The organism is Microbacterium sp. GW823-FHT02G05 (assembly GCF_058797175.1).
Genome location: NZ_JBXAJK010000001.1, coordinates 796,583 through 819,767 on the forward strand (window position 1 = coordinate 796,583; position 23,185 = coordinate 819,767).

Here is a 23,185-nt window from a genome sequence, read left to right on the forward strand (position 1 = left end):
CCTAGGCTGGAAGGGTGAATACGCGCGTGCCCTCCGCCTCCCCGCTCTATCGAGTCGCGGGTCTCACGATCCTGGTGGTGGCCTCGCTGGTCGGGCTCGTGATCGCGCTGATCGCGGGTGGCGGTGCCGCGCCGCTGCTGCTCGGAGACGCGGGTCCTGTCGTGCGCTGGGGGCTTCCGCTGGCGAAGCTGCTGAGCAACCTGTCGGCCGCCGTCATGATCGGCTCGCTCGTCTTGGCTCTGTTCGCGTTGCGCAGTGACGAGCGCAGCTTCGCCATCGCGTTCGACACCGCCTCTATCGGCGCGGCCCTGTTCACAGTGACGTCCGCAGTGGCGGCGTTCTTCACCTTCCTCATCTCGTTCAACCCGCAGCTGAGTCTGTCGACGGAGTTCGGTGCGCAGCTGGGGCGCTTCCTCTTCGAGCTGCCGCTGGGTCAGTCGTGGATCATCACCGTCCTCATCGGCGCTGTCGTCACGATCATGGCCTTCGCTTCGCGCTCGTGGACGGCAGGACTGTTCACCGCCGTCATCGCGGTCGCCTCTCTGCTTCCCATGGCGCTTCAGGGGCACTCCGGTGATCTCGAGGGCCACACGACGGCAGTGAACTCGATCCTGCTGCACACGGTCGGAGCCGCGGTCTGGGTGGGCGGCCTGGCCCTGCTGATCATTCTGCGCAGCGCGCGTCGCCGTGACGCGAAGGCGAAGGAAGCCCCGGCGACGCCCCTCAACAGCGTCCTGCGTCGCTACTCGTCGCTGGCTCTCGCCGCCTTCATCGTCGTGGGCGTCTCGGGCATCGTGCGCTCGCTCGTCGCGATCGGCACCTGGGACGGGCTGTTCACGCCCTATGGGGCGATCCTCCTGGCGAAGACCGTGCTCCTCGGTCTCCTGGGCGCCTTCGGTGTCTGGTACCGCGCGCGACTGATCCCGCGGATCGATGACGCCAAGAGCGGAGCCAGCCGCTGGTTCTGGATGCTGGTGCTGGGCGAGCTCGCCCTCATGGGTCTCGCCTCGGGGGCCGCTGCGGCTCTGGCGCGCACGCCCCCGCCGATCGGTGAGGAGCCGCCGGCTGTGCGCACGCCGGCCGAGATCCTGACGCGTTCGCCGCTGCCGCCCGAGTTCACGATCGACCGCTGGGTCACCCAGTGGGACGTCGACATCCTGTGGGTGGTCGCGGCCGGCTTCGGTGCGGTCCTGTACATCGCCGGTGCGCTGCGTCTGCGCCGCCGCGGTGACGCCTGGCCGGTGCATCGCACGATCTTCTGGATCCTCGGGCTTCTGCTGCTCGTCTGGGTCACCGGTGGGCCCATCAACGCATACCAGGAGTACCTGTTCAGCGTGCACATGCTCGGGCACATGATGCTGTCGATGGCGATCCCTCTGCTGCTCGTGATGGGCGCCCCGGTCACCCTTGCATTGCGGGCCATCGAGAAGCGCGACGACGGCACCCGCGGTGGCCGAGAGTGGATCATGTGGGCGGTACACTCGCCGTACTCGCGCATCATCACCAACCCCTTCGTCGCGGCGGCGATCTTCGTGCTGTCGCTGTGGGCGTTCTACTTCACCGACATCGTGCGGTGGACGATGAAGGAGCACCTCGGGCACGAGTGGATGATCATCCACTTCCTGATCTCGGGCTACCTGTTCGTGCTGTCGCTCATCGGCACGGACCCGGTTCCGAAGCGTCTGCCGTACCCGGGCCGGCTCATCACCCTCATCGCCGTCATGGCCATGCACGCCTTCTTCGGGATGGCGATCATGATGCAGGAGGGCCTGATCGTGGCCGAGTGGTTCGGGTCGATGGGGCGTACCTGGGGTCCGACGCCGATGGAGGACCAGTACATCGGCGGCGGCATCGCCTGGTCGATCGGTGAGATCCCGACGCTGATCGTCGCGGTGACCGTGGCCGTGCAGTGGAGCCGCAGCGACACGCGTGAGGGACGCCGTTCCGACCGCCACGCGGATCGGACCGGTGATGCGGAGCTCAACGAGTACAACGAGCAGCTCGCCGCTCTCGCTGAGCGTGACCGCCGACGCGCGGAGCGGGAGCAGGCCGCGCGCGGCAACCGCTGAGCGTCAGCGGCTTAGGGGCCCCGCAGACCTGCGAGCTACTCCGCGGGCGCGCCGATCCGGATTGACGCGGAGCCATCGGGCAGGATCGTGATCGTGCCGTCCACCCGGAACGGCACGTCCTCGGAGAGTTCGGTGACCTCGCCGTCGAAAAGGGACTTCACCTCGACGTCGATGTGGGCGACGGCCGATGCCGGCAGGATCTTCCAGTTCGCGCCATCGGGGACGACGCTGATGGTGGGCATCTCGATGATCGACCAGACGGGGGCGCTCGTGACGCGGTTCTGCACCTGCAGGCCGAACGGGCAGGCAGTGGGCTGCAGCACTTGCTGCTGCGCGCACGCGGTCAAGAACTCGCTCACGCGGGTGGACACGGTCTCGGTGAACGCATCGGTGGGTTCGGTCTGCACACTCAGTGGAACAGTCACGAGCGGAGCATCCGCCAGCACTCCCACCGGATCGGCGGTCGAGATCATCGTGTCGACCGCGACGGTGTACATGCCCGGCGAGAAGACGAGCAGTGGCAGAGGCTCGAGCGGCGGCGCCTCGAGGCCCCCTGCGGCGACCTGACGGCGATCGAGCGTGAAGCCGTTGACGCTGAACTCCTCGGCGCCACGGAGCGTCAGCTCTATCACGGACAGTGGGCTCTGCGCGAAGGCCCACGAGGGGGCAACGCCGATCCAGCCCTGCTGCTGCACGCGGAAAGTCGTGGTTCCTGAGTGGGAGCCGGCGCTGTACGTGGCGGTGATAAGGAACTCCTCGCCCTCCCTGCGCTGGTCGACGATCTCGACGTCGCTCAGCGTATTCAGCGCGTCGCGGCGCAGCAGCACATCCGAGGCGGTGCCGAGGATGTCGGTGGCGGCAAGGTCGGTGTGACTGATCGCCACGCCCGGCAGCTGCAGCGCGTCGGCGGCCCGACCTTCTTCCAGGAGGGAGAGGTAGCGCTGGACGAATGCGGCGGGGCTGTAGAACTCGCGGTACAGCGCGGCACCCCCAGCGCCGATCGCGGCGACGAGCAGGAGGCCGACCACCAGCAGGAGGGTCAGGTCGTTGGTCAGGTTCGCGGGGCGACGGGCGGATGCTGCGCGGCGCGCTCTGCCGGACCGGGTCGGCGGGGTCGCCGATGGATCCGCCACCCCCTGCGTCTGCGCCATGCGCTCAAGTCTAGGCAGAGCGTGCTGGGTCTCTCCCGAGTGCCCTCGGGGAGGAGATGGGCCGGGTCGCGACCGTGCTGTCCGCCGTACCATGGAGGGGCGCTTCGCACCCGAAGCGCGTGCAGAGCCGAGAGTTCGAGAGCGCGTTGAGCATCCCCACCCTGTCCGAGGAGCAGCAGGAACTGTTCCGTCTCATTGAGGACACCAGGGAGCACGTCTTCGTGACAGGACGCGCCGGCACCGGAAAGTCGACGCTTCTGCAGCACTTCGCGTGGAACACGAGCAAGCAGATCGCCGTGTGCGCACCGACGGGCGTCGCCGCGCTGAATGTCGAAGGGCAGACGATCCACTCCCTCTTCAAGCTTCCGATCGGGCTGATCGCCGATACGCAGATCGATCAGTCGGATGCGACGCGCCGCATCCTGAACGCGATCGACACGCTGGTGATCGACGAGGTGTCGATGGTCAATGCCGACCTCATGGACGGCATGGATCGGGCACTGCGCCAGGCTCGAGGGCGGCGATCCGAGCCCTTCGGCGGTGTGCAGGTCGTGATGTTCGGCGACCCGTATCAGCTGGCTCCGGTTCCCCCGCGCGGCGACGAGGCCCGCTACATCGAAGATCACTACCGATCCTTCTGGTTCTTCGACGCGAAGGTGTGGGCGGGGTCGGTCGAGAATGCCGAATCCGGCCTGCTCGACCTCGGACGACACGGTGCGCACCTGCATGTGCGAGAGCTCGTGCAGATCCACCGCCAGTCGGATGACGGCTTCAAAGCCATGCTGAACGCGGTGCGCTACGGCAGGGTGACCGCCGACATCGCGGAGAAGCTCAACACGGCCGGCGCACGCCCCGCACCCGAGCCCGCGCCAGGTGAGACGCCCGTGATCACTCTCGCCACGCGCAATGACATCGTCAACAGCATCAATCGACGTCATCTCGCCGCCCTCGCCGGCCGCGAGCAGACGGCGAAGGCAGAGGTGAACGGCGACTTCGGGCGCGGCGAGTCCGCGTTCCCCGCGGATTCCGAGCTCAAGCTCAAGGTCGGTGCGCAGGTCATGTTCCTGCGCAATGACGTCTCTCAGCAGGGGGACCCGCCGCGGTGGGTGAATGGCACGATCGGCACCGTGCAGCGCATCCTCGGCGACAGCGTGCGGGTCGAGATCGACGGCGAGAGCGTCGACGTCGAGCCCGCCGTCTGGGAACGGTTCCGCTACGCCTACAATCCCGGCACCAAGACACTCACCCGCGATGTCGTCGCGGAGTTCACCCAGTTCCCGCTGCGCCTGGCATGGGCGGTCACCATCCACAAGTCACAGGGCAAGACCTACGACCGGGCGGTGATCGATCTCGGCTCGGGCGCCTTCGCACCCGGGCAGACCTACGTCGCCCTGAGCCGACTCACCTCACTCGACGGCCTGCACCTGTCGCGCCCGCTGCGGCCCAGCGACATCCGTGTGGACCCGGACGTGACGCGCTTCATGAAGGCCGCGTGGGAGGCGCGCAACGCCGCGGCCGGTGCGGAGATCCCGGCGAAACAGGGCTGAACTGCGGCATCCGGAAACAGCGAAGCCTCCGTACAAGACGGATGCTTCGTGCGAGTGCTTCCGCTCAGGCGGCCCGGCGTTCACGGTCGAGCTCTTCGAAGAGCTCGGTGTTGAACCGGTACGCGAGGATGACCTCCTCGATGACGCGCTCGCGTTCGGTGTCGTCCCAGGGGGCGGCGTCGAGCTGTTCGCGGTAGACGTTCTTGAACTCGTTCGGGTCGGCGATCGCGTCGAACAGGTAGAAGCCGATGCCGTTCGTCTCGAAGCCGAATCGACGTGCCATGACGCGGCCGATGAAGATGCCGCCGGAGAGGTCACCGAGGTAGCGGGTGTAGTGGTGTGCCACGAAGCCACCTGCCCACGTCGCGCCGACCTTGCGAATGCGGTCGACGTAGCGCTGCGTGGTCGACAGCGGGGTGATCTTCTCGCGCCAGTCGGCACCGATCAGGAACTCGAGGTCGGCTTCGAGCGCGGGAAGGCGCGTCAGCTTGTCGGAGAGGAAGGTGGATGCCACGGCGTCGTTGCGCATCAGCTCACCGGCGGCCTCGAGGGCTTCGTAGATGAAGTAGTGCTGTGCGACGAGGTTGACGTAGTCTTCGCGTGACCCCTCGCCCTTGAGGAGGTCGGCCATGAAGCCGGCGTGCTCGCTTCGGGAGTGCGAGCCGGACGAACGCTCACGGAGCGCCGTCGAGAAGGAGATGATCTCGGTCATGCTCCTAGTGTAAGGGTGACCTTACCTTCAGCGAAGCCGAAGATTTCATGACGTGTCAGTGCGGACGCGGTGTGATGCCCAAGGTCACGCAGGCGGCGTCGTACAGGGCGACGATCTCGCGGCGCACCTCGGGGCGCTCGGTGATGGCGCCACCGGGCCACGGTACGCGCAGCTCCTGGGGTGCAGCACCCGCGTCGGCCCGGCGAATCTCCCACAGGCCCGCATCTCCGTCGAAGGCGACCATCGTCGCGGCCGTGACGTCAGAGCCGCCGAAGGCGCGGCCGATGAGCAGATTGTCGTCGCGGTGGTCGTCGTTCATGTGATGCAGAACGGCGGCGATGACCTCAGGAGAGAAAGGCGTGGACACCCGGCCCACTCTACGCCCCGATCCAGGATCATCCTCTGGGTGGATAGGATCGCGCGCGCAGGCAACCTAGACTCAAGGGGGAGCTCAGGGGGTTTGATGCAGGTCACAGCAAAGCAGCGCATGCGCGCAGCGGTCGTCGGAGTCGCCGCACTTGCGCTTGTGCTGACCGGGTGTGCCGGGTCTTCAGGCTCGATTTCGTACGCCGGTCCCGCGCAGGTCGACGGCGCACTGCCGCAGGAGACGCAGGCGCAGCTCAACGACGCCGTCACCCACGCGATGGCGGCAGCGGGTGCCTCGGGTGCCATCGTCGGCGTCTGGGCGCCCTGGAGCGGCACCTGGGTCACCGGCCTCGGTACGCAGACGGTCGATGGTGCGGACGCCGTCGATGCCGAGATGTCCTTCCGCGTGGGCGACGTCACCCGCCTCATGACCTGCGACGTGCTCTACGCGCTCGCCGACCGCGACATCCTGGAGCTCGACGATCCGGTCACGAAGTACGTCTCGGGCGTCGCCGACCTGTCTGCCGTGTCGCTCATCCACCTCTGCAACGGCACAGGTGGAATCGGTTCATCCGCCGCGGTCGTGGGCGGCTCGATGATCAACACCCCGAACCGCAACTGGAACCCCAAGGAACTCGCCAGCTTCGGCCTTGAGCGTTCACGTCTTGCTCCCGGCCTCCAGTACCAGGATTCGGACGCCGGCTACCTTCTGCTGGGTCTCGCGATGGAGCGCGCGTCCGGCAAGAAGATGGAAGAACTGATCGAGGAGTACGTGGCCGCGCCGCTCGACCTCGACCACACGCTGCTTCCCGGCTCGGCGCCGGGCGCACCGGGCGACGCGCCGCTGAACGGGCACTTCCTGGTGCCCGCTGAAGAGGGCGGCATGAACTGCGCCGCACCCGTCGACATCACGAAGAGCTCTGCGAGCGCAGGATTCTCCAACGCGGGCGTCGTGTCGACGATCACCGACCTCGGGCGCTACGCGCAGGCAGAAGCCGTCCAGGCGCTGCGTATCCGCGAGAAGCCCCAGCGCTACGCCGAGGCCATGCCTGCGTACGCAGACGCACCGTCCTGGCTGCAGGCCACCGGGGGCGCCTTCATGGTCGGATCGATGATCGGTCAGCACGGCTGGGCACCCGGTTACCTCACGGCCGCCTACTCCGACCCGACCACCGGGTTCACGGTCGCTGTCGTGCTGAACAACTCCACGGCGGGCAGGGGCCTCATCTCTGCGCTCGCCTGGGAACTTGCGGCGATCGCCTCCAAGGCGCCGGCCGCCGCGGGGCAGACCGCCCCCGAGTTCGGCCTGCCGTTCACGGCAGAGCAGTACCACGAGCAGATCACGGCTCTCGCGGTGTGTCCGATCGCGCCGCCCGCGGAAGAGCCCGCGCCGGTGGAGGGCGAAGAAGAAGAAGGCTGAGCCGCCTCCGCGGACTGACCGAGAGGGGCAGCATGGCGATCATCGACAACGGGATCTATGTCGACGGTGTGCGCACGTCGAATCCGGCGACGCTCGATGAGACGTATGAGCTCATGCGTCATCGCGGCGGCGTAGGGTGGATCGGCCTGTACCGCCCGAGCGAGACGGAGATCCGCTCGGTGGCGCAGGAGTTCGGTCTGCACGAGCTTGCGGTCGATGACGCTCTCGCCGGGCACCAGCGCGCGAAGCTGGAGCGCTACGGAGACACGCTGTTCGTGGTGCTGCGTCCCGCGCGCTATCTCGATCCGCTCGAGGAGGTCGAGTTCGGCGAACTGCACGTGTTCGTTGGCCCCAACTTCGTGGTCACGATCCGCCACGCCGAGTCGCCGGACCTGGGTGCCGTGCGCCGGCGCCTGGAAGCCGATCCGGCCATGCTCGCCCGCGGGCCCGAAGCGATCCTGTACGCGATCCTCGATGAGGTCGTGGACGAGTACATGCCGGTGCTCGCGGGACTCGAGAACGACATCGACGAGATCGAAGGGCAGCTCTTCGTCGAAGAAGCGGATGTGACGCAGCGCATCTACGAACTCGCCCGTGAGGTCATCGACTTCCAGCGGGCGACGCAGCCGCTCGCGGCCATGCTGGAAGCGCTGCTGCGCGGCTCCGAGAAATACGCCGTGGATGTGGAACTGCAGCGCCACCTGCGCGATGTGCTCGATCACGTGCTGCGGGTGAGTGAGCGTTCGGCGTCGTTCCGCAGCATCCTAGACAACGCTCTGACGGTGGAGTCGACGATCGTCGCGCGCCGACAGAACGAAGAGATGCGTCGGATGACCGAGCTGAGCGTCCATCAGAACGAGGAAGTCAAGAAGATCTCCTCCTGGGCAGCGATCCTCTTCGCTCCGACGGTCGTCGCCGGCATCTACGGCATGAACTTCACCGAGATGCCGGAGCTGGAGTGGTTGTTCGGGTACCCGATGGCTGTGGGGTTGATGCTCGCCATGGCCGGTGGTCTCTACCTGGTGTTCAAGAGACGAGGCTGGCTGTAGTCGGCCATGAGCCCCTCGGCTTGCGAATGACGGGGTGCCCGAGCATCGGGTTGTAGTCTTTCGTCGCGGGCTTCCGCGCAGACGACCCAGCGAAGGAGCCGACGCCGATGCCATCAATCGTCTTGTTCGGGCTCGCCGCGATCATCCTGTGGTCGCTCGTCGCGCACCGATTCGAGCGGTGGGGCGTCGCGGGACCGGCCGGTCTCATGCTGCTCGGCGCACTCTCGGTCATCTGGGACGTGGACGCGTTCGGTGTGACGATCGACTCGCACTTGGCGGAGAAGATCGTTGAGATCATCCTCGCTGTGCTTCTGTTCGTGGATGCCACGGAGGTGAAGGGCGGCCTGTTCGGCGGGGAAGGCCGGGTGATCTCGCGTCTGGTGCTGATCGGTTTGCCCCTGTCTCTTGTCCTCGCTGTCGCATCTGGATTCTTCCTCGCTCCCGGCGCGGGCATCCTCGTGGCACTCGTGCTGGCCTGCGTGCTCATGCCGACCGATTTCTCGTCGGCCGCGCAACTGCTGCGGGGACGACACCTTCCGGAGCGCACCCGCCAGATCCTCAACGTCGAGAGCGGATACAACGACGGTCTGATCTCGCCCCTGTTCAGCATGGCGCTCGCCGCCGCCGTCTTCGTGTTCGCGCTCGGACCGATCACCTCCGACACGATCGAGGTCACCGACGAGCAGGCAACTCAGCTCGAAGGTCCTGCGGAAGAGTTCGTCGTCGCCTTCTTCAACGCCGTCCCGGCGACCGTGAACGCGCTGATCGTCGGAATCGTGCTGGGCGCGGGCATCGGTCTTCTCGTCGCGTTCGTCCGTAGACGGGAGCTCGCCAACGCGGTGGGTGTGCGCTACATCATGCTGCTCGTGCCCCTGGTCGCGTACGGCATCGCCACCCTTCCCGTCCTCGGGGCGAATGGCTTCGTCGCCGCGTTCGTCGCCGGCATCGCCTATCGTTTCGCGCGCACGCGGAAGCTGCCGGAGCGTGAGATCGATCGCTCCGAGCTGCTTCTCATCGACGAGGTCGGCACCCTCACTGCGTACTTCGTCTGGTTCGTGGTCGGCGGTGCTGCCGTGCTCGTCTTCACGACAGGCGTCGACTGGCGCATTGTGCTGCTCGCGATCCTGGCGCTGACGGTGCTGCGCATCGGGCCCGTCTACCTGTCACTCATGGGCAGTTCCGTGGCGCGTCAGGAGCGGCTCACGATCGGTGCACTCGGCCCGCGTGGCACGGCATCGATCGTGTTCGGTCTGCTCGCGTACAACGCGCTCCCCGAAGGTCCGGATGACATCGTGCTCAGCGCGACCGTTCTCGTCGTCGTCGGCAGCATCGTGTTGCACGGCGTGATCGCGCCGTTCGCGGTGCGTCGGATCTACCGCGACGCCGCCGCGGTGAACTAGAGGAGCTCAGCCCGCAGATCTGCGGGCGATTTCGGCGACAGCAGTGCGGGAGCGACGTCGAGCACCGTGACGGCACCCGTGCGGCCCTGCTGATTGAGCCGGTGCGCCGCGCGGGCGTAGGTCACGAGCACGCTCGCCGTGAACTCGGGGTTGCTGTCGAGCGCGAGACGGTACTCGATCGTCTGCGACGCCTCGGTGCTCGTGTTGCCGCTGCGGATCACGAAGCCACCGTGCGGCATCGCGGAGTGATCCCGTGCGAGTTCCGCCGCGCTGATGAAATGCACGGTCGTGTCGTACTCGTCGAAGTAGTGCGGCATCGTGACGATGGCATGCTCGACAGCGGCAGCATCCGCTCCGTCCTCCAGCACCACGAAGCACTCGCGGGTGTGCTTCTGGCTCGTCGTGAGCGTGGGTCGTGTGCCACTGCGCACTGCATCGATCGCGGTGTCCGACGGCAGGGTGTACTGGGCGGCTCCGGCGACGCCGGCCACGCGACGGACCGCGTCTGAGTGTCCTTGGCTGAGCCCCCGGCCCCAGAAGGTGTAAGTGTCACCGTCAGGCAGAAGCGCCTCGCTGTACAGGCGGTTGATCGAGAAGAGGCCCGGGTCCCAACCGACGGAGATCATCGCCGTGGTGCCGGCGGCCGTGGCCGGAGCATCCATCGCAGCGAAGTACTCGGGGACGCGCGCATGCGTGTCGAAGCTGTCGACCGTGGTGAACAGTGTCGCGAGCTCGGGACCCTGCACAGGGAGGTCGTCCTTGGAGCCGCCGCACAGGATGAGCACGTCGATCTCATTCTTGAACGACGGAAGATCGGTCATCGTGCGCACGACCGTATCGTCGCCGAGCGTGGTGACCTGCGCCGGATCGCGGCGGGTGAAGACACCCACGAGAGTCATGTCGGGATTCTTGCCGATCGCCGCTTCGACGCCGCGGCCCAGATTTCCATAGCCGGCGATGCCGATGCGGATGTGCTCACTCATACCTTCTACGGTACCGGGGAGAGTGGGCGGGGCCGTGTCAGTGGACGGCGACTCGGCTGGCGTGATCTGCGGCGTCGGTGAGCTTCTCGAGGAACGCCACCACGACGGCATGCTCGTCGGGGGCAAGGTCGTCAGCGATGCGCTGGGTCTCGTTCTGGAAGGCGACGACGGGCGCGCCGACGGTCTGCTCCGCGTGGTCGGTCGCCGTGATGAGGAGGCTGCGGCGATCGGAGGGGTGGCGCACGCGCTCGATGGCGCCGGCGCGCTCGAGGCGGTCCAGCAGTGCGGTCATCGAGGCGGAGGTGACTCCTAGGTGCTTCGACAGATCTGTGGGCGTGACCGCGTGCTTCTCTTCGGCCTGCGTGAGGAGATAGCGAACGATGCGCATCTCGTTCTCGCTCATGCCTGATGCAGCGCGTGCGCGGTCGTTCATGGCGTTCTCGGCCATGCGGTAGCGATGCAGTGCGTCGAGCACCTGCGTCACTGAGTCGATCATCTCTGCCATTGCTGCCTCTTCCCGACGCCCATCATAGCAAGGTAGCAAGTGTGACAGATAAGTAGTTTGACAAACTAGTTTTCTGGTGAGTAAGTTTTTGAACACAACGAACCCAAGGAGGCGTCATGGGCAAGCTCTACTACGGCAACGCGATCGAACCGGTGGAGATGCCGGACCGGACGCTGGCACACGTCAAGACGCTCATCACGACGAAGCTCCGCCGCTCGGAGAGCTTCTCCCTGTCGTGGGATCGAGTGGTCGATGGCGAAGTGCAGCGATCGGGCATCTGGCTCCAGAGCTCCATCCCGCTCAGGTTCGAGCTGAGCGCCGAGGCGGCGACGAAGTTGGACATGGCCTATCTGCAGCAGCTCGCGCAGGCGGCCAACTCATCCGCCGGCGTCATCATCGACCTCTGCGATGCTCCGATCGAGACGCAAGCGCAGAGCATTCCGCGCATCAGCGAACTGGGGCGTGCCGCATGAGCATCATCGAAGACGTCGTCACCCGGGTCAATCCGGACGCGATCACCTGGAGCAAGGTGGATACAGACTTCTACGTCGCCTCGCGCGCCGGAGAGTACGTCGGCTCCGTCGACGGCACGGCGGACGGGCACTTCATCGGATTCGACGCCACCTCGACGCCAATCGGGCGCTACGCCGACCTCAAAGAGGCGCAGCGGGCAGTCGCCGAATGGGAGCCGGAGCAGGCGCGCGAGAACGACCGCCACCTCGCGCGGGTGCTCATGCCCATCGCCACGGCCGCCGGCCTCGTCGCGAGCGTGACCGCCGTGACGGGAATGCTGGTCGCCGCAGCCTGAACCGGGGAGGTCAGCTTGTGATGGGGTCGGGCTCGGTCTGAGCCTGGGCGCTGTCGTGCGCCAGCAGCGCAGCATCCGTCTTCATCTGCAGGAAGATGCACAGGCCGCTCAGCGCGCCGATATCGGCAGACAGCTGCTCGAGTGCGACCGAATCGAGGTCGAGTGCCTCGCTGCGAGGCTCGAAGGTCACGATCCAGCGGGGGAGCCCCTCAGCGATCACGGGGTGCGCGTAGGTGATCGTCGACGCCGTGCGCAGCTCGACGACGACCAGACCGGAGTTGGGACCCGACTCGAAGTTCTTGTCGAGGACGGCGACCTGCAGTGCCTCGGAGGGGCGGGATGCGAGGTATTCGGAAATCCAGGATTCGACTGTGTTGCGGTCGCGATACGGCATGCTTACCCCGTCAGTAAAGATGTGCGAATGCACTGGTCTGAGCGTACCCCAGGGGCCTATGCGTTTGTTGCTCTTGTATCTGCGCCGCTGCGGGTGTAGGACTGAGCCAGCTGATGTTCACTGGGGATCATCGGCATTGGGGTTGGTGGCTCATGGGGATGATTCATCGCGCCCGAACAGCAGCGATCGCGCTGCTCGGAGTGGCGGCAGTTCTGGGTTCCACGCTCGCCGTGCCCGCCGCACAGGCGGCAGAGGACACGTTCACGATCGTGGTGCTGCCCGATACGCAGGGGTACACCGCGACGGCGACGTATGAGCAGACGATGGGCGCGCAGACCCAGTGGATCGTGGATTCCCGACAGCAGCTCGGCACGAAGTTCGTGATCCAGGTGGGCGATCTCGTCGAATCCTGGCCGAACGTCAACCACTGGGAACGCGCGAGCCGATACATGAAGACGCTCGACGATGCCGGCGTCCCGAACTCGGTCCTGCCCGGCAACCACGATCTCAACATCACGACCGGAGAGTCGAGCACCTACGACACCTACTTCCCGCCATCGCGGTATGCGAACGCATCTTGGAACAGCGCGACCGTGTCCTACGGCGGGTACCTCGGGCAGAACCTGTACGGGCCCGATGGCATCGACCGGAAGAACAAGGACAACTTCGCTCTGCTCACGGTGGGCTCGACCAAGCTGCTCATCCTGAACCTCGAGTTCGAGTCGCCGGCGTACACGCTGACCTGGGCGCAGAAGGTGCTCGATGCGCACCTGGACCGCAAAGTGATCCTCGCGACGCATGGATTCATCAACACCGCCGGCGTGCGCTCGTCGCATGTGATTCGTACGGATGTCACGCCCATCTCGGCCGTGACGCTCTGGAATGAGTTCGTCTCGCGCAACTGCTCCATCTTCATGGTCGTCAACGGGCACTGGCACGATGGCGACATCGGTGAGGCGCGTCGTACGGACGCGAACTCCTGCGGGGAGCCCGTGCACCAGATCCTCTCGGACTACCAGAGCCGAGCGAACGGCGGCAATGGATGGCTGCGGTACTACACGTTCAATCCGACTGCGGGAACCGTCGACGCGTACACCTACTCACCCACGCTGCGGCAGTACGAGACCGACGACAGCAGTCGCTTCACCCTCCCGATCGACCTCTCTGGTGCGAAGACGGAGGTTCTGCTGCCCGGTGGATCGACGTGGAAGTGGCGCAACTCCACGCAGACCTGGCCGATCGGCTGGAACATGCCGGGCTACTCCGACGCATCGTGGGGCACGGGGGCGGCGCCGCTGGGATGGGGAACCGGCGTCGCCACCGTGCTCGACCTCGCGCCTCCGACGTCGAACCGGGCGAGAGCGATGATCTTCCGAAACACGGTGACGATCGCCGACGTGGATGAGCTGTCGGATGTCACCGTCACGACTCGCGCCGATGACGGCGTCGCGGTCTGGGTGAACGGCACCCTGATCGGCACCTCTCATCTGCAGTCCACGAATCCGAACAGCTCGACCTACGCGGATGCCACGAGGTCGACGAATCTCGCCACCTCGGATCCCGCTGTGTTCACCGTGCCGGAGGGGCTCCTGCAGGACGGGGCGAATGTGATCGCCGCGTCGGCGCACGTGAACTATCGGGCGACGGCGAACAGCACCTTCGATCTCTCCATGACCGCCCGCCGCACGACCGTCGCCGAGCCGGGTGATCCGCCGGGGGCACCTATCGTCTCCGCCACTGCGACGTCGCCGACGAGTGTCGAGGTCGCCTGGTCGGCAGGGGCCGGAGCGCCCGTCGCGAGTGTCGAGGTGGCCCGCGCGGGCATGACGACGCTGACGGGGGCGGGGGCAACCGGAACCGTAACGGATACGGCGGCACCGCCGAACACGGCGCTCGAGTACACCGTGACCGCGATCGGCGTCGACGGGCAGCGGTCCGCCCCGACCGTGGCGACCGTCACCACACCGCCGGTGGTCGTCGTTGATCCGCCCGCAGCGCCGACCGCGACTGCCACGGCGACGTCGGCGACGAGCGTCGACATCGCCTGGGCCGCCGCGGCAGGGAGCCCGATCTCCGGCGTGGAGGTGACGCGCGTCGGAATGACGGCGCTCCCGGGCAGCGGGGAGACGGGGTCGGTGACGGATGCGGCGGCTCCGCCGAACACCGCGCTGGAGTACGCGGTCACCGCGATCGGCGTCGACGGGCAGCGCTCCGCGCCGACGGTCGTGACGGTAACGACTCCTCCGGGCGGTGAACCGGTGCCGACGACGCTTGTCGCGGCCGCGAACAGCTGGCGCTACCGCTACGCCCCAGGGGCGTGGCCCGCAGGGTGGACGGGTGTTGGCTTCGACGACTCGACGTGGAGTCAGGGCGCTGCGCCTCTCGGCTTCGGCTCCGGGATCACGACTGTCGTCGATGTTCCGCCCCCGACATCCAACCGGCCGATCAGCATGATCTTCCGAACGAGCTTCGATGTCGCCGACCCGAGCAAGCTCTCGGCGCTCGTGCTCACCGCGCGCGCGGACGACGGTGTCGTCGTGACAGTCAACGGCGTGGAGGTTGGCAGGCTCCGGATGCCGACGACGGCAGTGTCCGCAGGGACGTACGCGACCGCCGCCCCGAACGCCGCCGCGGCGGCGAGTTCTCCGCTCGTTATCGCGATCCCGTCGTCCGCGCTCGTTCCGGGTAAGAACGTGATCGCAGCATCCACCCATCTGAACTATCGGGGGACGGCGGGTGTGCAGTTCACCGCGACGCTGGAGGGGATGACGCTGCCCTGAGCTGGCCGCAGCATCCGGCGGAGCGGACACAGCTGGATTAACGAGTACACTAACGATTGGTGTACAAATCAATCGTTAGTGTTCGCGCCGTGCTGACATGCGCCGGCGTGACCCCGTGTGAATGAGGCCGAACATGAAGTCTGCGCACGTCGCTCCACCAAGCCCCGCAGAAGAGTTCTCCGACGACCAGCACCTGAACGATCGCATCGAGTACACGATGTGGTCCGTCTTCGCCCACGGTCCGGAGCGGCTCACCGTCAGTCGACTCACCGCGATCGACGAGGTCGAAGCGCTGCTCGAAGACCTGCGCCGGCGCGGTGTGCGCATCCGCGGGCTCTACCGCCTCTCGGGGATGCGCGCCGACGCGGACTGGATGATCTGGTGGCATGCGCCCACGATCGCCGCTCTTCAGGACGCCTACGAGCAGTTGCGTCACACAGCCTTCGGCCGGGCGAGTGCTCCCGTGTGGAGTGCCGCGGGGCTCCACCGACCCGCGGAGTTCTCTGCGACGCACATCCCCGCGTACCTGCGCGGCCTGGAGCCGGCCCGCTACGTGACGGTCTATCCCTTCGTGCGTTCGACCGAGTGGTACCTGCTCCCGGAGTCGGAGCGTCGACAGATGCTGATCGATCACGGCGCCGCCTCGCGTGACTATCCCGATGTCCTCTCGAACACCGTGGCCTCGTTCGGGCTCGGAGACTATGAGTGGCTTCTCGCCCTCGAAGCGGACGACCTGCACCGACTCGTCGATCTGATGCGGACGTTCCGCTACACCGACGCGCGCCGACACGTCCGCGAGGAGACACCCTTCTTCACGGGCGAACGGGTCTCGGTCGGTGCACTCGTGACCGCCGCGCCCTGATCGTCACAGCTTCGGCGTGTTTGCGCCGCGCGCGGCGGCGAGGAAGGCCCGGATCAGGGACACATCCTTCTGCCCGCGCGTGCTCTCGACGCCGCTCGAGACGTCGACTCCTGCGGGCGAGGTCGCGCGAATGAGGTCGGCGACGTTGTCGGGCGTCAATCCGCCGGCGAGCAGCCAGTCACTCTGAGGGGGGTGCGTGCGCAGGGCGGTGGAATCGAAAGGCTCGCCGGCACCGGGGATCGGAGCATCGATGAGCAGGCGGTGCGCGAAGAGACTCTCGGGTGCGGTCCGCGCCTCGTGGACGTACTCGTCGATCGAGAGGGCGCGGATCGTGCCGAAGCCCTCCGCGCGCAGGCGATCGAAGTCGGCGAGTGGTTCGCCCCCGTGCAGCTGCACGGTGTCGACGCCGGCGGCCCGCGCGGTCGCGATCACCTCGTCGAGAGGCTGACGACGGAAGACACCGACGGTCTGAAGGCCATCCGGCACCGACTGCACGAGCTCGCGGACGGTCGCAGCAACCACGGTCCGCGGGCTGCCCGGCGCGAACACGAAGCCGACAGCATCCGCTCCGGCCCGCACCGCGGCATCCAGAGTCGCAGGCTCACGCAGGCCGCAGATCTTCACGAACATGCGTTCAAGACTGCCATGTCGAATCAGTGCACGAACGCTCTCAGCGCGATGGGCGGCATCTAAGGGTGCTGCCATCAGCGCGCCGGCGGCGAAGGCAGCAGCTCGGTGCGACGCGCGCGCTCGGCGGCGGCGCGCTTCCTGGTGGCACTGGCCACGGTTCTGGAACAGTCCTTCCGGGCCCTCGCGTGAGTGCGCGCCTTCCGCTCAACGCCGGTAGGTGCCGACGATCGAGGCGATGAGATCGGAGTACGCGGCATCCGGGCCGACGAAGGAGCCGTTGTTGCGTCCGTGACGCAGCACCTCGACCCGGTCGGAGACCGCCTGGACATCGGCGATGTTGTGACTGATGAAGACCACGCCGAGGCCCAGTTCGCGCAGTTGCTCGATGTACGTGAGGACATCCGCGGTCTGCGCGACGCTGAGCGACGCCGTCGGCTCGTCGAGAATCACGAGGCGGGGGCTGCTGATGAGGGTGCGAGCGATCGCCACGGCCTGCCGCTGCCCTCCGGAGAGAGCGCTCAGCGGGGTGCGGATGGAAGGGATCTGGGCGGCGAGGGAGGAGAGCGCGTCTCTTGTGGCGCTCTCCATGTCGCCGTCACGGAGCATGCCGTTGGGCGTGCGCAGCTCGCGTCCGAGGAAGACGTTCGCCGTGACGTCGAGGTTCTCGCACACCGCCAGATCCTGGAAGACCGTCGCGATCCCGAGTCGATTGGCCTCGGCAGGGGAGGAGATGTCGACCTGTTCGCCGTTGAGCCGGATCTCTCCGGACGTGGGGATGAGCGCACCTGCGATGATCTTCGCGAGCGTGGACTTCCCTGCGGCATTGTCGCCTACGAGGCCGACGACCTCGCGGGCGTTGACCGTGAAGTCGACATCGGTGAGCGCCTCGACCGCACCGAAGTGCTTCACGATTCCGCGCATCGTGAGCAGCGGTGCGGCCTGCGAGGCAGAGAGCGTCATGGCCGTTCCTCAAGCAGTTGCGAGGGGTCGGTCGACTGCAGGATGTGGATCGTCGCGCCGACGAGTACGGCATCCTTGCCAAACGAGCTCGGGATCGGCTCCCGACGGGGAACGCGCCCACGGGGTGCGTGTTCCCGAAGCGCCGCGCTGAACGCGAGCAGGAAGACGGGGCCGGCTTCGACCAGCTCGCCGCCCACAGTGATGATCTCGGGATCGAGAGTCTGCGAGACCCCCGCGACGACTCGTCCGAGAGCGGCGCCTGCATCGGCGACCACTCGCGCGCATCCGGGATCGCCCGCTGCGGCGCGGGCGATGACATCTTTGAACGTGATCTGGCCGTAGGTGGCGCGCAGCGGCGACGTGACAGCCTCCGCTCCGACGACGGTCTCCAGGCAGCCGCGCTGCCCGCACGTGCAGATGGAGCCGCCGGCATCGACCTGCACATGGCCGATCTCGCCCGCGGTTCCCGTGCGACCGCGGAAAAGGCTCGATCCGAGGATCACCCCGGCGCTCGTCGTATAGGACGCGTGCACGAAGAGACTGTCGGAGACGTCACGTGCCGTTCCGAGCGTCGCCTCTGCGATCGCCGCGAGATTGGCCTCCTTCTCGACCAGCACCGGGCAGCCCAGCCGCTGCCCGAGGACGTCCGCGATGGGCTGAGACTCCCAGCGCCGCATGACTCCCCGATAGGCGATAAAGCCGCTTTCGGGGTCGACCGGAGCGGGCACGGCGATGCACACGCCGATCAGCTCGTCCACATCGGCAGCGATCATTCCGAGCATCTCGAGAAGCAGCAGGGCGATGCGATCCAACACGGTGTCCTCTGCGTGGTCCGCGGGCAGCGGCATCGCGCGATCCGCGAGCACATCCTGCGCGACATCGGCGATCCGCACGCGCATGCTCCGGCTGCCGATGTGCACGGCGGCGACGAGTCCGGCGCGTCTCGCGATCGTCACCAGCTGCGCGCGACGCCCGCTGCGAGACGTGGGGTGAGTCTCCACGAGTCCGGAGTGCGAGAGCTCCTTCACGATGGCCGAGACCGTCGCGGTGGACAGGCTGGTCGCTTCGGCGAGCTCGACCTGGGTGAGCCCGCCGAAGCGCTTGACGGCGTCGACGATCTTCGCGGTGTTGGCTTCGCGCAACCCTGACTGGGAACCGCTTGACCATCTGCTCATAGCGGGAGCCTATCGCGAGACATCATCGACGCCGAGGTCAGCGTGCGACGCCTGCCCGGCGCTTGTTCCACACGTCGAAAGCCACGGCGATGAGCAGCACGAGCCCCTTCACGACCTGCTGCGTCGCCTGGTCGAGGCCCATGAGCTGCATGCCGTTGCTCATGACAGCCATGATCAGGCCGCCGATGATCGCCCCGCCGACCCGTCCGACGCCACCGGTCACCGCAGCACCGCCGATGAAGCATGCGGCGATGGCGTCGAGCTCGAACATGCTGCCAGCGCCCGGCTGGGCCCCGTTGGTGCGCGACGAGAAGACGACGCCGGCCACTCCGGCGAGCAGTCCCATGTTCACGAAGATCCAGAAGTTGACCTTTCGCACGTTGACGCCGCTCAGGAGTGCCGCGTGCAGGTTGCCGCCGATCGCGTAGACGTGGCGTCCGAAGACGCTCTTCTGCGTGATCACCGAATAGACGATGATCAGGACGGCCAGCAGGATCAGCACGAAGGGAAGTCCGCGGCTGCGGGACAGCTGATAGCCGAACCACATCACCACCGCCGCGATCACGAGGATCTTCGCGACGAACCACCCCATCGCCTCCACAGACTGCTGATGCGCGATCTTGGAACGGCGACTCCGTACCTGCCAGACGGCGTAGCCGACGACTCCGAAAGCGAAGATCACCAGTGTGAACACGTCGACGCCATAGCCGCCGAGAAGGCCGTTGAAGAAGCCGTTGGCTATTGAGTAGTAGGTGCCGCCGAAGGGCGAGAGCGAGACATTGCTGAGGACGAGGAAGGTCAGCCCGCGGAAGAGCAGCATGCCGGCCAGCGTCACGATAAATGCCGGGATGCCGACGAACGCCACCCAGAACCCCTGCCAGGCGCCGACCAGGAGCCCGACGATCAGCGCGGCGAGAACCCCCACCCACCACGGCTGCTGCATCCGGATCACGACGACGGCCGCCGTTGCACCCGTGAGGGCGACGACGGATCCGACCGATAGGTCGATGTGTCCCGCGATGATCACGATGACCATTCCGATCGCGAGGATCAGGATGTAGGAGTACTGCAGCACGATGTTCGTGAGGTTCCCCGGCGAGAGGAACGCCGGGTTCAGGATCGCGAAGAACGCGACGATCGCGACGAAGGCGACGAGAATTCCGCTCTGTCGCAGGTTGCGGGTGGCGAGACTCAGCAGGTTGGTGACGTCGGTCATCGTGAGTTCGTCCTTTCAACAGTCATAAGTTGCATCAAGTTCTCCTGGGTGGCTTCAGCCGCCGTGACTTCGCCGGTGACTCTGCCGAACGCCAACGTGTAGATCCGGTCGCAGATGCCGAGCAGCTCGGGAAGCTCGGAGGAGATGACGAGCACACCCTTCCCCGCGGCGACGAGGCGGTTGATGATCGTGTAGATCTCGTACTTCGCACCCACGTCGATTCCCCGAGTGGGCTCGTCGAGAATCAGAACCTCGGGCTCGGTCTGGATCCATTTGCTGAGCACGACCTTCTGCTGGTTGCCGCCGGAGAGGTTGCCGACCACCTGCAGCACGCCGGGAGTCTTGATGTTCATCTCCGCGCGGTAGCCCTCCGCGATCTGGAGCTCGCGGTTGGCGTCGATCCAGCCGCCCGGGCTGATGCGATCCAGCGAGGCCAGCGTGATGTTGTGGCGGATGTCATCGATGAGGTTCAGCCCGAACTTCTTGCGATCCTCGGTTGCGTAGGCGATGCCCGCGCGGATCGCTGCGCCGGTCGTGGAAGTGTCGACCTCCCTGCCGCGGACCAGGACGCGGCCACGGGCATTGCGCCCGTAGGTGCGGCCGAAGACGCTCATCGCGAGCTCTGTGCGCCCAGCGCCCATGAGACCGGCGATGCCGACGACCTCTCCGGACCGCACGGTGACCGAGGCGTTGTCGACCATGATGCGTCCCGGCTGGGTCGGATGCTCCACAGACCATTCCTCGATCCGCAGCACCTCGTCACCGACATCCGGCACTCGTTCCGGAAAGCGGTGCTCCAGGTCTCGTCCGACCATGCCGCGAATGATCCTCTCCTGAGTCGAGCCCGGATCGCTCATATCGAGAGTCTCGATCGAGCGGCCATCACGGATGATCGTTGTTCGGTCCGCGATGGCGTCGATCTCGTTGAGCTTGTGGGAGATGATGATCGACGTCATCCCCTCATCGCGCAGCCGCCGGAGCAGGTCGAGCAGGTGAGCCGAGTCGGTGTCGTTGAGTGCCGCGGTCGGCTCGTCGAGGATGAGAAGGCGCACGTTCTTCGAGAGCGCCTTCGCGATCTCGACCAGCTGCTGCTTGCCGACGCCGAGTTGCGCGACAGGTGTTGTGGGGTTCTCGACCAGGCCGACCTGAGCGAGCAGCAGGGCTGCTTCGGAGTTGGCGCGATCCCAGTCGATGAGACCGCCGATGCCGCGGCGTTCGTTGCCCAGGAAGATGTTCTCCGCGACGCTGAGGTGCGGGACAAGGGCGAGCTCCTGATGGATGATCACGATCCCCACCTGCTCGGAGTCGCTGATGGATCCGAACCTCGCCTCCGCTCCCTCGTAGACGATCTCACCCTCGTAGCTGCCGTGTGGGTAGACGCCGGACAGCACCTTCATGAGGGTGGACTTCCCTGCGCCGTTCTCGCCGCAGATCGCGTGGATCTCCCCCCGGTGCACCTCGAGGCTCACGCCCTGCAGTGCTTTGACGCCGGGAAAGCTCTTCTCGATCCCCCGCATCCGCAGTACCGGTATCTTCATGATCCGGATCCTTTCGATCGAAAGGGCGCGCCGCCGTGGTGGCGACGCGCCCCGTGGCCTGACTACTCGGCGACGCCTGCGTCCACCTCGGCCTGCGTCCAGTAGCCCGAATCGATCAGCAGCGAGACGATGTTGTCCTTGTAGACGATGTCCGACTGCAACAGGAAGGAAGGAACGACCTTCACACCGTTGTCGTAGGTCTTGGTGTCGTTCGCCTCCGGCTTCTCGCCCTCGATCATCGCGGCGGCTGCGACGACGGACTGCTCTGCGAGCTTGCGGGTGTCCTTGAAGATCGACGCGAACTGGATGCCCTGGTTGATGAGGCTCACCGAGCCGATCTCGGCATCCTGTCCGGTGACGATCGGAAGACCCTCGGCGATGCTCGGGCCGCGTCCTCCCGTGCCCTGGAGCGCCGTGATGATTCCGCGGGACAGGCCGTCATACGGCGAGAGCACGCCGTCGAGCTTCGTTCCGCTGCTGTAGGTCGACGTCAGGAGGTCTTCCATGCGCTTCTGGGCGGTCTCCTGCTGCCAGCGCAGGATCGCCGCCTGCTCGATCGTGGTCTGCCCGGACGGAACCGCGAGCACGCCCTTGTCGATGTAGGGCTGCAGGGTGTCGATCGCGCCCTGCCAGAAGAAGTGGGCGTTGTTGTCGTCCAGCGACCCGGCGAAGAGCTCGACGTTGTACGGGCCCTTCTGTCCGGTCTCCCGACCATCCTGGGTGAGGACTCCGAGGCCGACGAGGAGTGAGGTGGCCTGCTGGACGCCGACCTTGTAGTTGTCGAAGGTCACGTAGAAGTCGACGTTCTCGCTGTCGCGGATGAGCCGATCGTAGGAGATCACGGGGATGTTCGCGGCGGCGGCGGCGTCGAGTTGCGACGACAGTGCGGTGCCGTCGATCGCGGCGATGATGAGGAGGTCGGCGCCCTTGGTGATCATCTGGTCGATCTGCTGTCCCTGCGTGGGGATGTCGTCTCCGGCGAACTGCAGATCGACCTCGTAGCCGGCCTCTTCCAGGCCCTCCTGCACGGCGCTGCCGTCGGCGATCCACCGTTCGGACGTCTGGGTGGGCATGGACACTCCGACCAGCAGGTCGTCTGCCGTGCCTGCTTCGCCGCCGGTGCCATCCGTGGAGGCGCCGGCGCCCCCGCCGCCGCATCCGGCGAGTGCCATGACGCCGACGAGACCGAGTGCGGCGAGTGCGTACTTCTTCTTCATTCCGAGCTCCTTTGCTGTGCAATGCGTCGTCCGGGCTGGGTCCGGACGACTCGCGTCCCGGTTCTCCGGGAATCACTTCGGATCACTTTCATGAGTTCGAGACTCAAAGTCAAGTGAACGTGATCGGTTCGTAATTATTCGAATCACGCAGGATCGAGTGCGACTACTTAGGGTGAAAGCGGCAAACCGGGTAGCAGTTGAATATGAGACTCAAATTCAAGGTTGACGATTGACGCACTTGTGAAAGCTGCGATAGGTTGGCTCAACCCAAATAGTTTACGTAAACAATGGCGTTGCGTCACCCCCCAGGGGGTTCCCCGCATCCGCGGGCCGCCATATCCGAAGAGTGCACGGATGCATGCCTTCCGTGCGCACCCCATCGGTTCCGAGAGACAAGGTCGTG

General features: G+C 66.3%; 21 protein-coding genes. 9 read left to right on the plus strand and 12 right to left on the minus strand.

What is annotated here, in order from left to right; genetic code table 11:
• Positions 1 to 14 precede the first annotated feature (14 nt).
• Positions 15 to 2,069 (plus strand): bifunctional copper resistance protein CopD/cytochrome c oxidase assembly protein, encoded by a 2,055-nt coding sequence (locus AC1REM_RS03765; protein WP_492513389.1) that lies wholly within the window; start codon positions 15 to 17, stop codon positions 2,067 to 2,069.
• 35 nt (positions 2,070 to 2,104) lie between these two features.
• Here AC1REM_RS03765 and AC1REM_RS03770 read toward each other — a convergent pair whose 3' ends face one another.
• On the minus strand, positions 2,105 to 3,220 hold the full coding sequence (locus AC1REM_RS03770; protein WP_492513390.1) for a hypothetical protein: 1,116 nt from the start codon (positions 3,218 to 3,220) through the stop codon (positions 2,105 to 2,107).
• A gap of 146 nt (positions 3,221 to 3,366) precedes the next feature.
• Between AC1REM_RS03770 and AC1REM_RS03775 the strand changes: the two genes are divergently transcribed.
• Complete coding sequence (locus AC1REM_RS03775) at positions 3,367 to 4,767, plus strand: ATP-dependent DNA helicase (protein ID WP_378786305.1); 1,401 nt, start codon at positions 3,367 to 3,369, stop codon at positions 4,765 to 4,767.
• A gap of 64 nt (positions 4,768 to 4,831) precedes the next feature.
• Here the strand turns inward: AC1REM_RS03775 and AC1REM_RS03780 are convergent, their stop codons facing one another.
• Entirely contained in the window at positions 4,832 to 5,479 is a 648-nt protein-coding gene (locus AC1REM_RS03780) for a biliverdin-producing heme oxygenase (RefSeq protein ID WP_492513391.1), read from the minus strand.
• 55 nt (positions 5,480 to 5,534) lie between these two features.
• The gene (locus AC1REM_RS03785; protein ID WP_492513392.1) at positions 5,535 to 5,846 is read right to left on the minus strand and encodes a DUF2470 domain-containing protein; all 312 of its coding nucleotides are present in this window, start codon (positions 5,844 to 5,846) and stop codon (positions 5,535 to 5,537) included.
• Between the two features lie 96 nt (positions 5,847 to 5,942).
• Here AC1REM_RS03785 and AC1REM_RS03790 point away from each other — a divergent pair, with 96 nt between their 5' ends.
• The 3 genes from AC1REM_RS03790 (at position 5,943) to AC1REM_RS03800 (ending at position 9,714) form a co-directional block, all read left to right on the plus strand.
• Complete coding sequence (locus tag AC1REM_RS03790; protein WP_492513393.1) at positions 5,943 to 7,265, plus strand: serine hydrolase domain-containing protein; 1,323 nt, start codon at positions 5,943 to 5,945, stop codon at positions 7,263 to 7,265.
• Between the two features lie 32 nt (positions 7,266 to 7,297).
• Positions 7,298 to 8,314, plus strand: coding sequence for a magnesium/cobalt transporter CorA (gene corA, locus AC1REM_RS03795; RefSeq protein WP_492513394.1), 1,017 nt, complete (start codon positions 7,298 to 7,300; stop codon positions 8,312 to 8,314).
• A gap of 107 nt (positions 8,315 to 8,421) precedes the next feature.
• Entirely contained in the window at positions 8,422 to 9,714 is a 1,293-nt protein-coding gene (locus tag AC1REM_RS03800; RefSeq protein ID WP_492513395.1) for a cation:proton antiporter domain-containing protein, read from the plus strand.
• Here the strand turns inward: AC1REM_RS03800 and AC1REM_RS03805 are convergent.
• Together AC1REM_RS03805 and AC1REM_RS03810 are read right to left on the minus strand one after the other, a co-directional pair.
• Complete coding sequence (locus AC1REM_RS03805; RefSeq protein ID WP_492513396.1) at positions 9,711 to 10,697, minus strand: diaminopimelate dehydrogenase; 987 nt, start codon at positions 10,695 to 10,697, stop codon at positions 9,711 to 9,713. The two genes, AC1REM_RS03800 and AC1REM_RS03805, sit on opposite strands and share 4 nt — an antisense overlap.
• Positions 10,698 to 10,734: 37 nt before the next feature.
• On the minus strand, positions 10,735 to 11,202 hold the full coding sequence (locus tag AC1REM_RS03810) for a MarR family winged helix-turn-helix transcriptional regulator (RefSeq protein ID WP_492513397.1): 468 nt from the start codon (positions 11,200 to 11,202) through the stop codon (positions 10,735 to 10,737).
• Between the two features lie 116 nt (positions 11,203 to 11,318).
• Here AC1REM_RS03810 and AC1REM_RS03815 point away from each other — a divergent pair, with 116 nt between their 5' ends.
• A complete protein-coding gene (locus tag AC1REM_RS03815) occupies positions 11,319 to 11,675 on the plus strand; it encodes a DUF7882 family protein (protein WP_492513398.1) in 357 nt (118 codons plus the stop codon).
• A complete protein-coding gene (locus AC1REM_RS03820; RefSeq protein ID WP_492513399.1) occupies positions 11,672 to 12,010 on the plus strand; it encodes a peptide ABC transporter permease in 339 nt (112 codons plus the stop codon). The genes AC1REM_RS03815 and AC1REM_RS03820 overlap by 4 nt, the downstream gene beginning before the upstream one ends.
• A gap of 10 nt (positions 12,011 to 12,020) precedes the next feature.
• On the opposite strand, the gene AC1REM_RS03825 is transcribed toward AC1REM_RS03820, so the two are convergent.
• On the minus strand, positions 12,021 to 12,404 hold the full coding sequence (locus AC1REM_RS03825) for a protein-L-isoaspartate carboxylmethyltransferase (RefSeq protein ID WP_492513400.1): 384 nt from the start codon (positions 12,402 to 12,404) through the stop codon (positions 12,021 to 12,023).
• A 158-nt stretch (positions 12,405 to 12,562) separates the two neighbouring features.
• Between AC1REM_RS03825 and AC1REM_RS03830 the strand changes: the two genes are divergently transcribed.
• Positions 12,563 to 15,184: a hypothetical protein gene (locus AC1REM_RS03830; protein WP_492513401.1), complete on the plus strand. Its 2,622-nt coding sequence runs from the start codon at positions 12,563 to 12,565 to the stop codon at positions 15,182 to 15,184.
• A 133-nt stretch (positions 15,185 to 15,317) separates the two neighbouring features.
• Positions 15,318 to 16,046 (plus strand): hydrogen peroxide-dependent heme synthase, encoded by a 729-nt coding sequence (gene hemQ / locus AC1REM_RS03835; RefSeq protein ID WP_492513402.1) that lies wholly within the window; start codon positions 15,318 to 15,320, stop codon positions 16,044 to 16,046.
• A 3-nt stretch (positions 16,047 to 16,049) separates the two neighbouring features.
• On the opposite strand, the gene AC1REM_RS03840 is transcribed toward hemQ, so the two are convergent.
• From AC1REM_RS03840 to chvE, 6 genes are all read right to left on the minus strand, one after another.
• The gene (locus tag AC1REM_RS03840) at positions 16,050 to 16,676 is read right to left on the minus strand and encodes a phosphoribosylanthranilate isomerase (protein ID WP_492513403.1); all 627 of its coding nucleotides are present in this window, start codon (positions 16,674 to 16,676) and stop codon (positions 16,050 to 16,052) included.
• Between the two features lie 204 nt (positions 16,677 to 16,880).
• Positions 16,881 to 17,636 carry an ATP-binding cassette domain-containing protein gene (locus AC1REM_RS03845; RefSeq protein WP_492513404.1) on the minus strand — a complete coding sequence of 252 codons (756 nt, stop codon included), beginning with the start codon at positions 17,634 to 17,636 and terminating at the stop codon, positions 16,881 to 16,883.
• Entirely contained in the window at positions 17,633 to 18,811 is a 1,179-nt protein-coding gene (locus tag AC1REM_RS03850; RefSeq protein ID WP_492513405.1) for an ROK family transcriptional regulator, read from the minus strand. The genes AC1REM_RS03845 and AC1REM_RS03850 overlap by 4 nt, the downstream gene beginning before the upstream one ends.
• A gap of 37 nt (positions 18,812 to 18,848) precedes the next feature.
• Positions 18,849 to 20,027, minus strand: a complete 1,179-nt coding sequence (mmsB, locus tag AC1REM_RS03855) for a multiple monosaccharide ABC transporter permease (protein ID WP_492513406.1) — start codon at positions 20,025 to 20,027, stop codon at positions 18,849 to 18,851.
• Positions 20,024 to 21,565, minus strand: coding sequence for a multiple monosaccharide ABC transporter ATP-binding protein (gene mmsA / locus AC1REM_RS03860; protein ID WP_492513407.1), 1,542 nt, complete (start codon positions 21,563 to 21,565; stop codon positions 20,024 to 20,026). Before mmsA ends, mmsB begins: the two co-directional genes overlap by 4 nt.
• 62 nt (positions 21,566 to 21,627) lie before the next feature.
• The gene (chvE, locus tag AC1REM_RS03865; RefSeq protein ID WP_492513408.1) at positions 21,628 to 22,782 is read right to left on the minus strand and encodes a multiple monosaccharide ABC transporter substrate-binding protein; all 1,155 of its coding nucleotides are present in this window, start codon (positions 22,780 to 22,782) and stop codon (positions 21,628 to 21,630) included.
• Between the last annotated feature and the right edge of the window lie 403 nt (positions 22,783 to 23,185).

Excerpts from the sequence above, each read along its gene's own strand:
- AC1REM_RS03780 (WP_492513391.1), bottom strand. The coding sequence starts at position 5,479 with ATGACCGAGATCATCTCCTTCTCGACGGCGCTCCGTGAGCGTTCGTCC.
- AC1REM_RS03770 (WP_492513390.1), bottom strand. The coding sequence starts at position 3,220 with ATGGCGCAGACGCAGGGGGTGGCGGATCCATCGGCGACCCCGCCGACC.
- AC1REM_RS03815 (WP_492513398.1), top strand. The coding sequence starts at position 11,319 with ATGGGCAAGCTCTACTACGGCAACGCGATCGAACCGGTGGAGATGCCG.
- hemQ (WP_492513402.1), top strand. The coding sequence starts at position 15,318 with ATGAAGTCTGCGCACGTCGCTCCACCAAGCCCCGCAGAAGAGTTCTCC.
- AC1REM_RS03800 (WP_492513395.1), top strand. The coding sequence starts at position 8,422 with ATGCCATCAATCGTCTTGTTCGGGCTCGCCGCGATCATCCTGTGGTCG.
- corA (WP_492513394.1), top strand. The coding sequence starts at position 7,298 with ATGGCGATCATCGACAACGGGATCTATGTCGACGGTGTGCGCACGTCG.
- AC1REM_RS03805 (WP_492513396.1), bottom strand. The coding sequence starts at position 10,697 with ATGAGTGAGCACATCCGCATCGGCATCGCCGGCTATGGAAATCTGGGC.
- AC1REM_RS03825 (WP_492513400.1), bottom strand. The coding sequence starts at position 12,404 with ATGCCGTATCGCGACCGCAACACAGTCGAATCCTGGATTTCCGAATAC.
- AC1REM_RS03850 (WP_492513405.1), bottom strand. The coding sequence starts at position 18,811 with ATGAGCAGATGGTCAAGCGGTTCCCAGTCAGGGTTGCGCGAAGCCAAC.
- AC1REM_RS03845 (WP_492513404.1), bottom strand. The coding sequence starts at position 17,636 with ATGACGCTCTCTGCCTCGCAGGCCGCACCGCTGCTCACGATGCGCGGA.
- mmsA (WP_492513407.1), bottom strand. The coding sequence starts at position 21,565 with ATGAAGATACCGGTACTGCGGATGCGGGGGATCGAGAAGAGCTTTCCC.
- AC1REM_RS03830 (WP_492513401.1), top strand. The coding sequence starts at position 12,563 with ATGATTCATCGCGCCCGAACAGCAGCGATCGCGCTGCTCGGAGTGGCG.
- AC1REM_RS03840 (WP_492513403.1), bottom strand. The coding sequence starts at position 16,676 with ATGTTCGTGAAGATCTGCGGCCTGCGTGAGCCTGCGACTCTGGATGCC.
- AC1REM_RS03810 (WP_492513397.1), bottom strand. The coding sequence starts at position 11,202 with ATGGCAGAGATGATCGACTCAGTGACGCAGGTGCTCGACGCACTGCAT.
- AC1REM_RS03790 (WP_492513393.1), top strand. The coding sequence starts at position 5,943 with ATGCAGGTCACAGCAAAGCAGCGCATGCGCGCAGCGGTCGTCGGAGTC.
- chvE (WP_492513408.1), bottom strand. The coding sequence starts at position 22,782 with ATGAAGAAGAAGTACGCACTCGCCGCACTCGGTCTCGTCGGCGTCATG.
- mmsB (WP_492513406.1), bottom strand. The coding sequence starts at position 20,027 with ATGACCGACGTCACCAACCTGCTGAGTCTCGCCACCCGCAACCTGCGA.
- AC1REM_RS03820 (WP_492513399.1), top strand. The coding sequence starts at position 11,672 with ATGAGCATCATCGAAGACGTCGTCACCCGGGTCAATCCGGACGCGATC.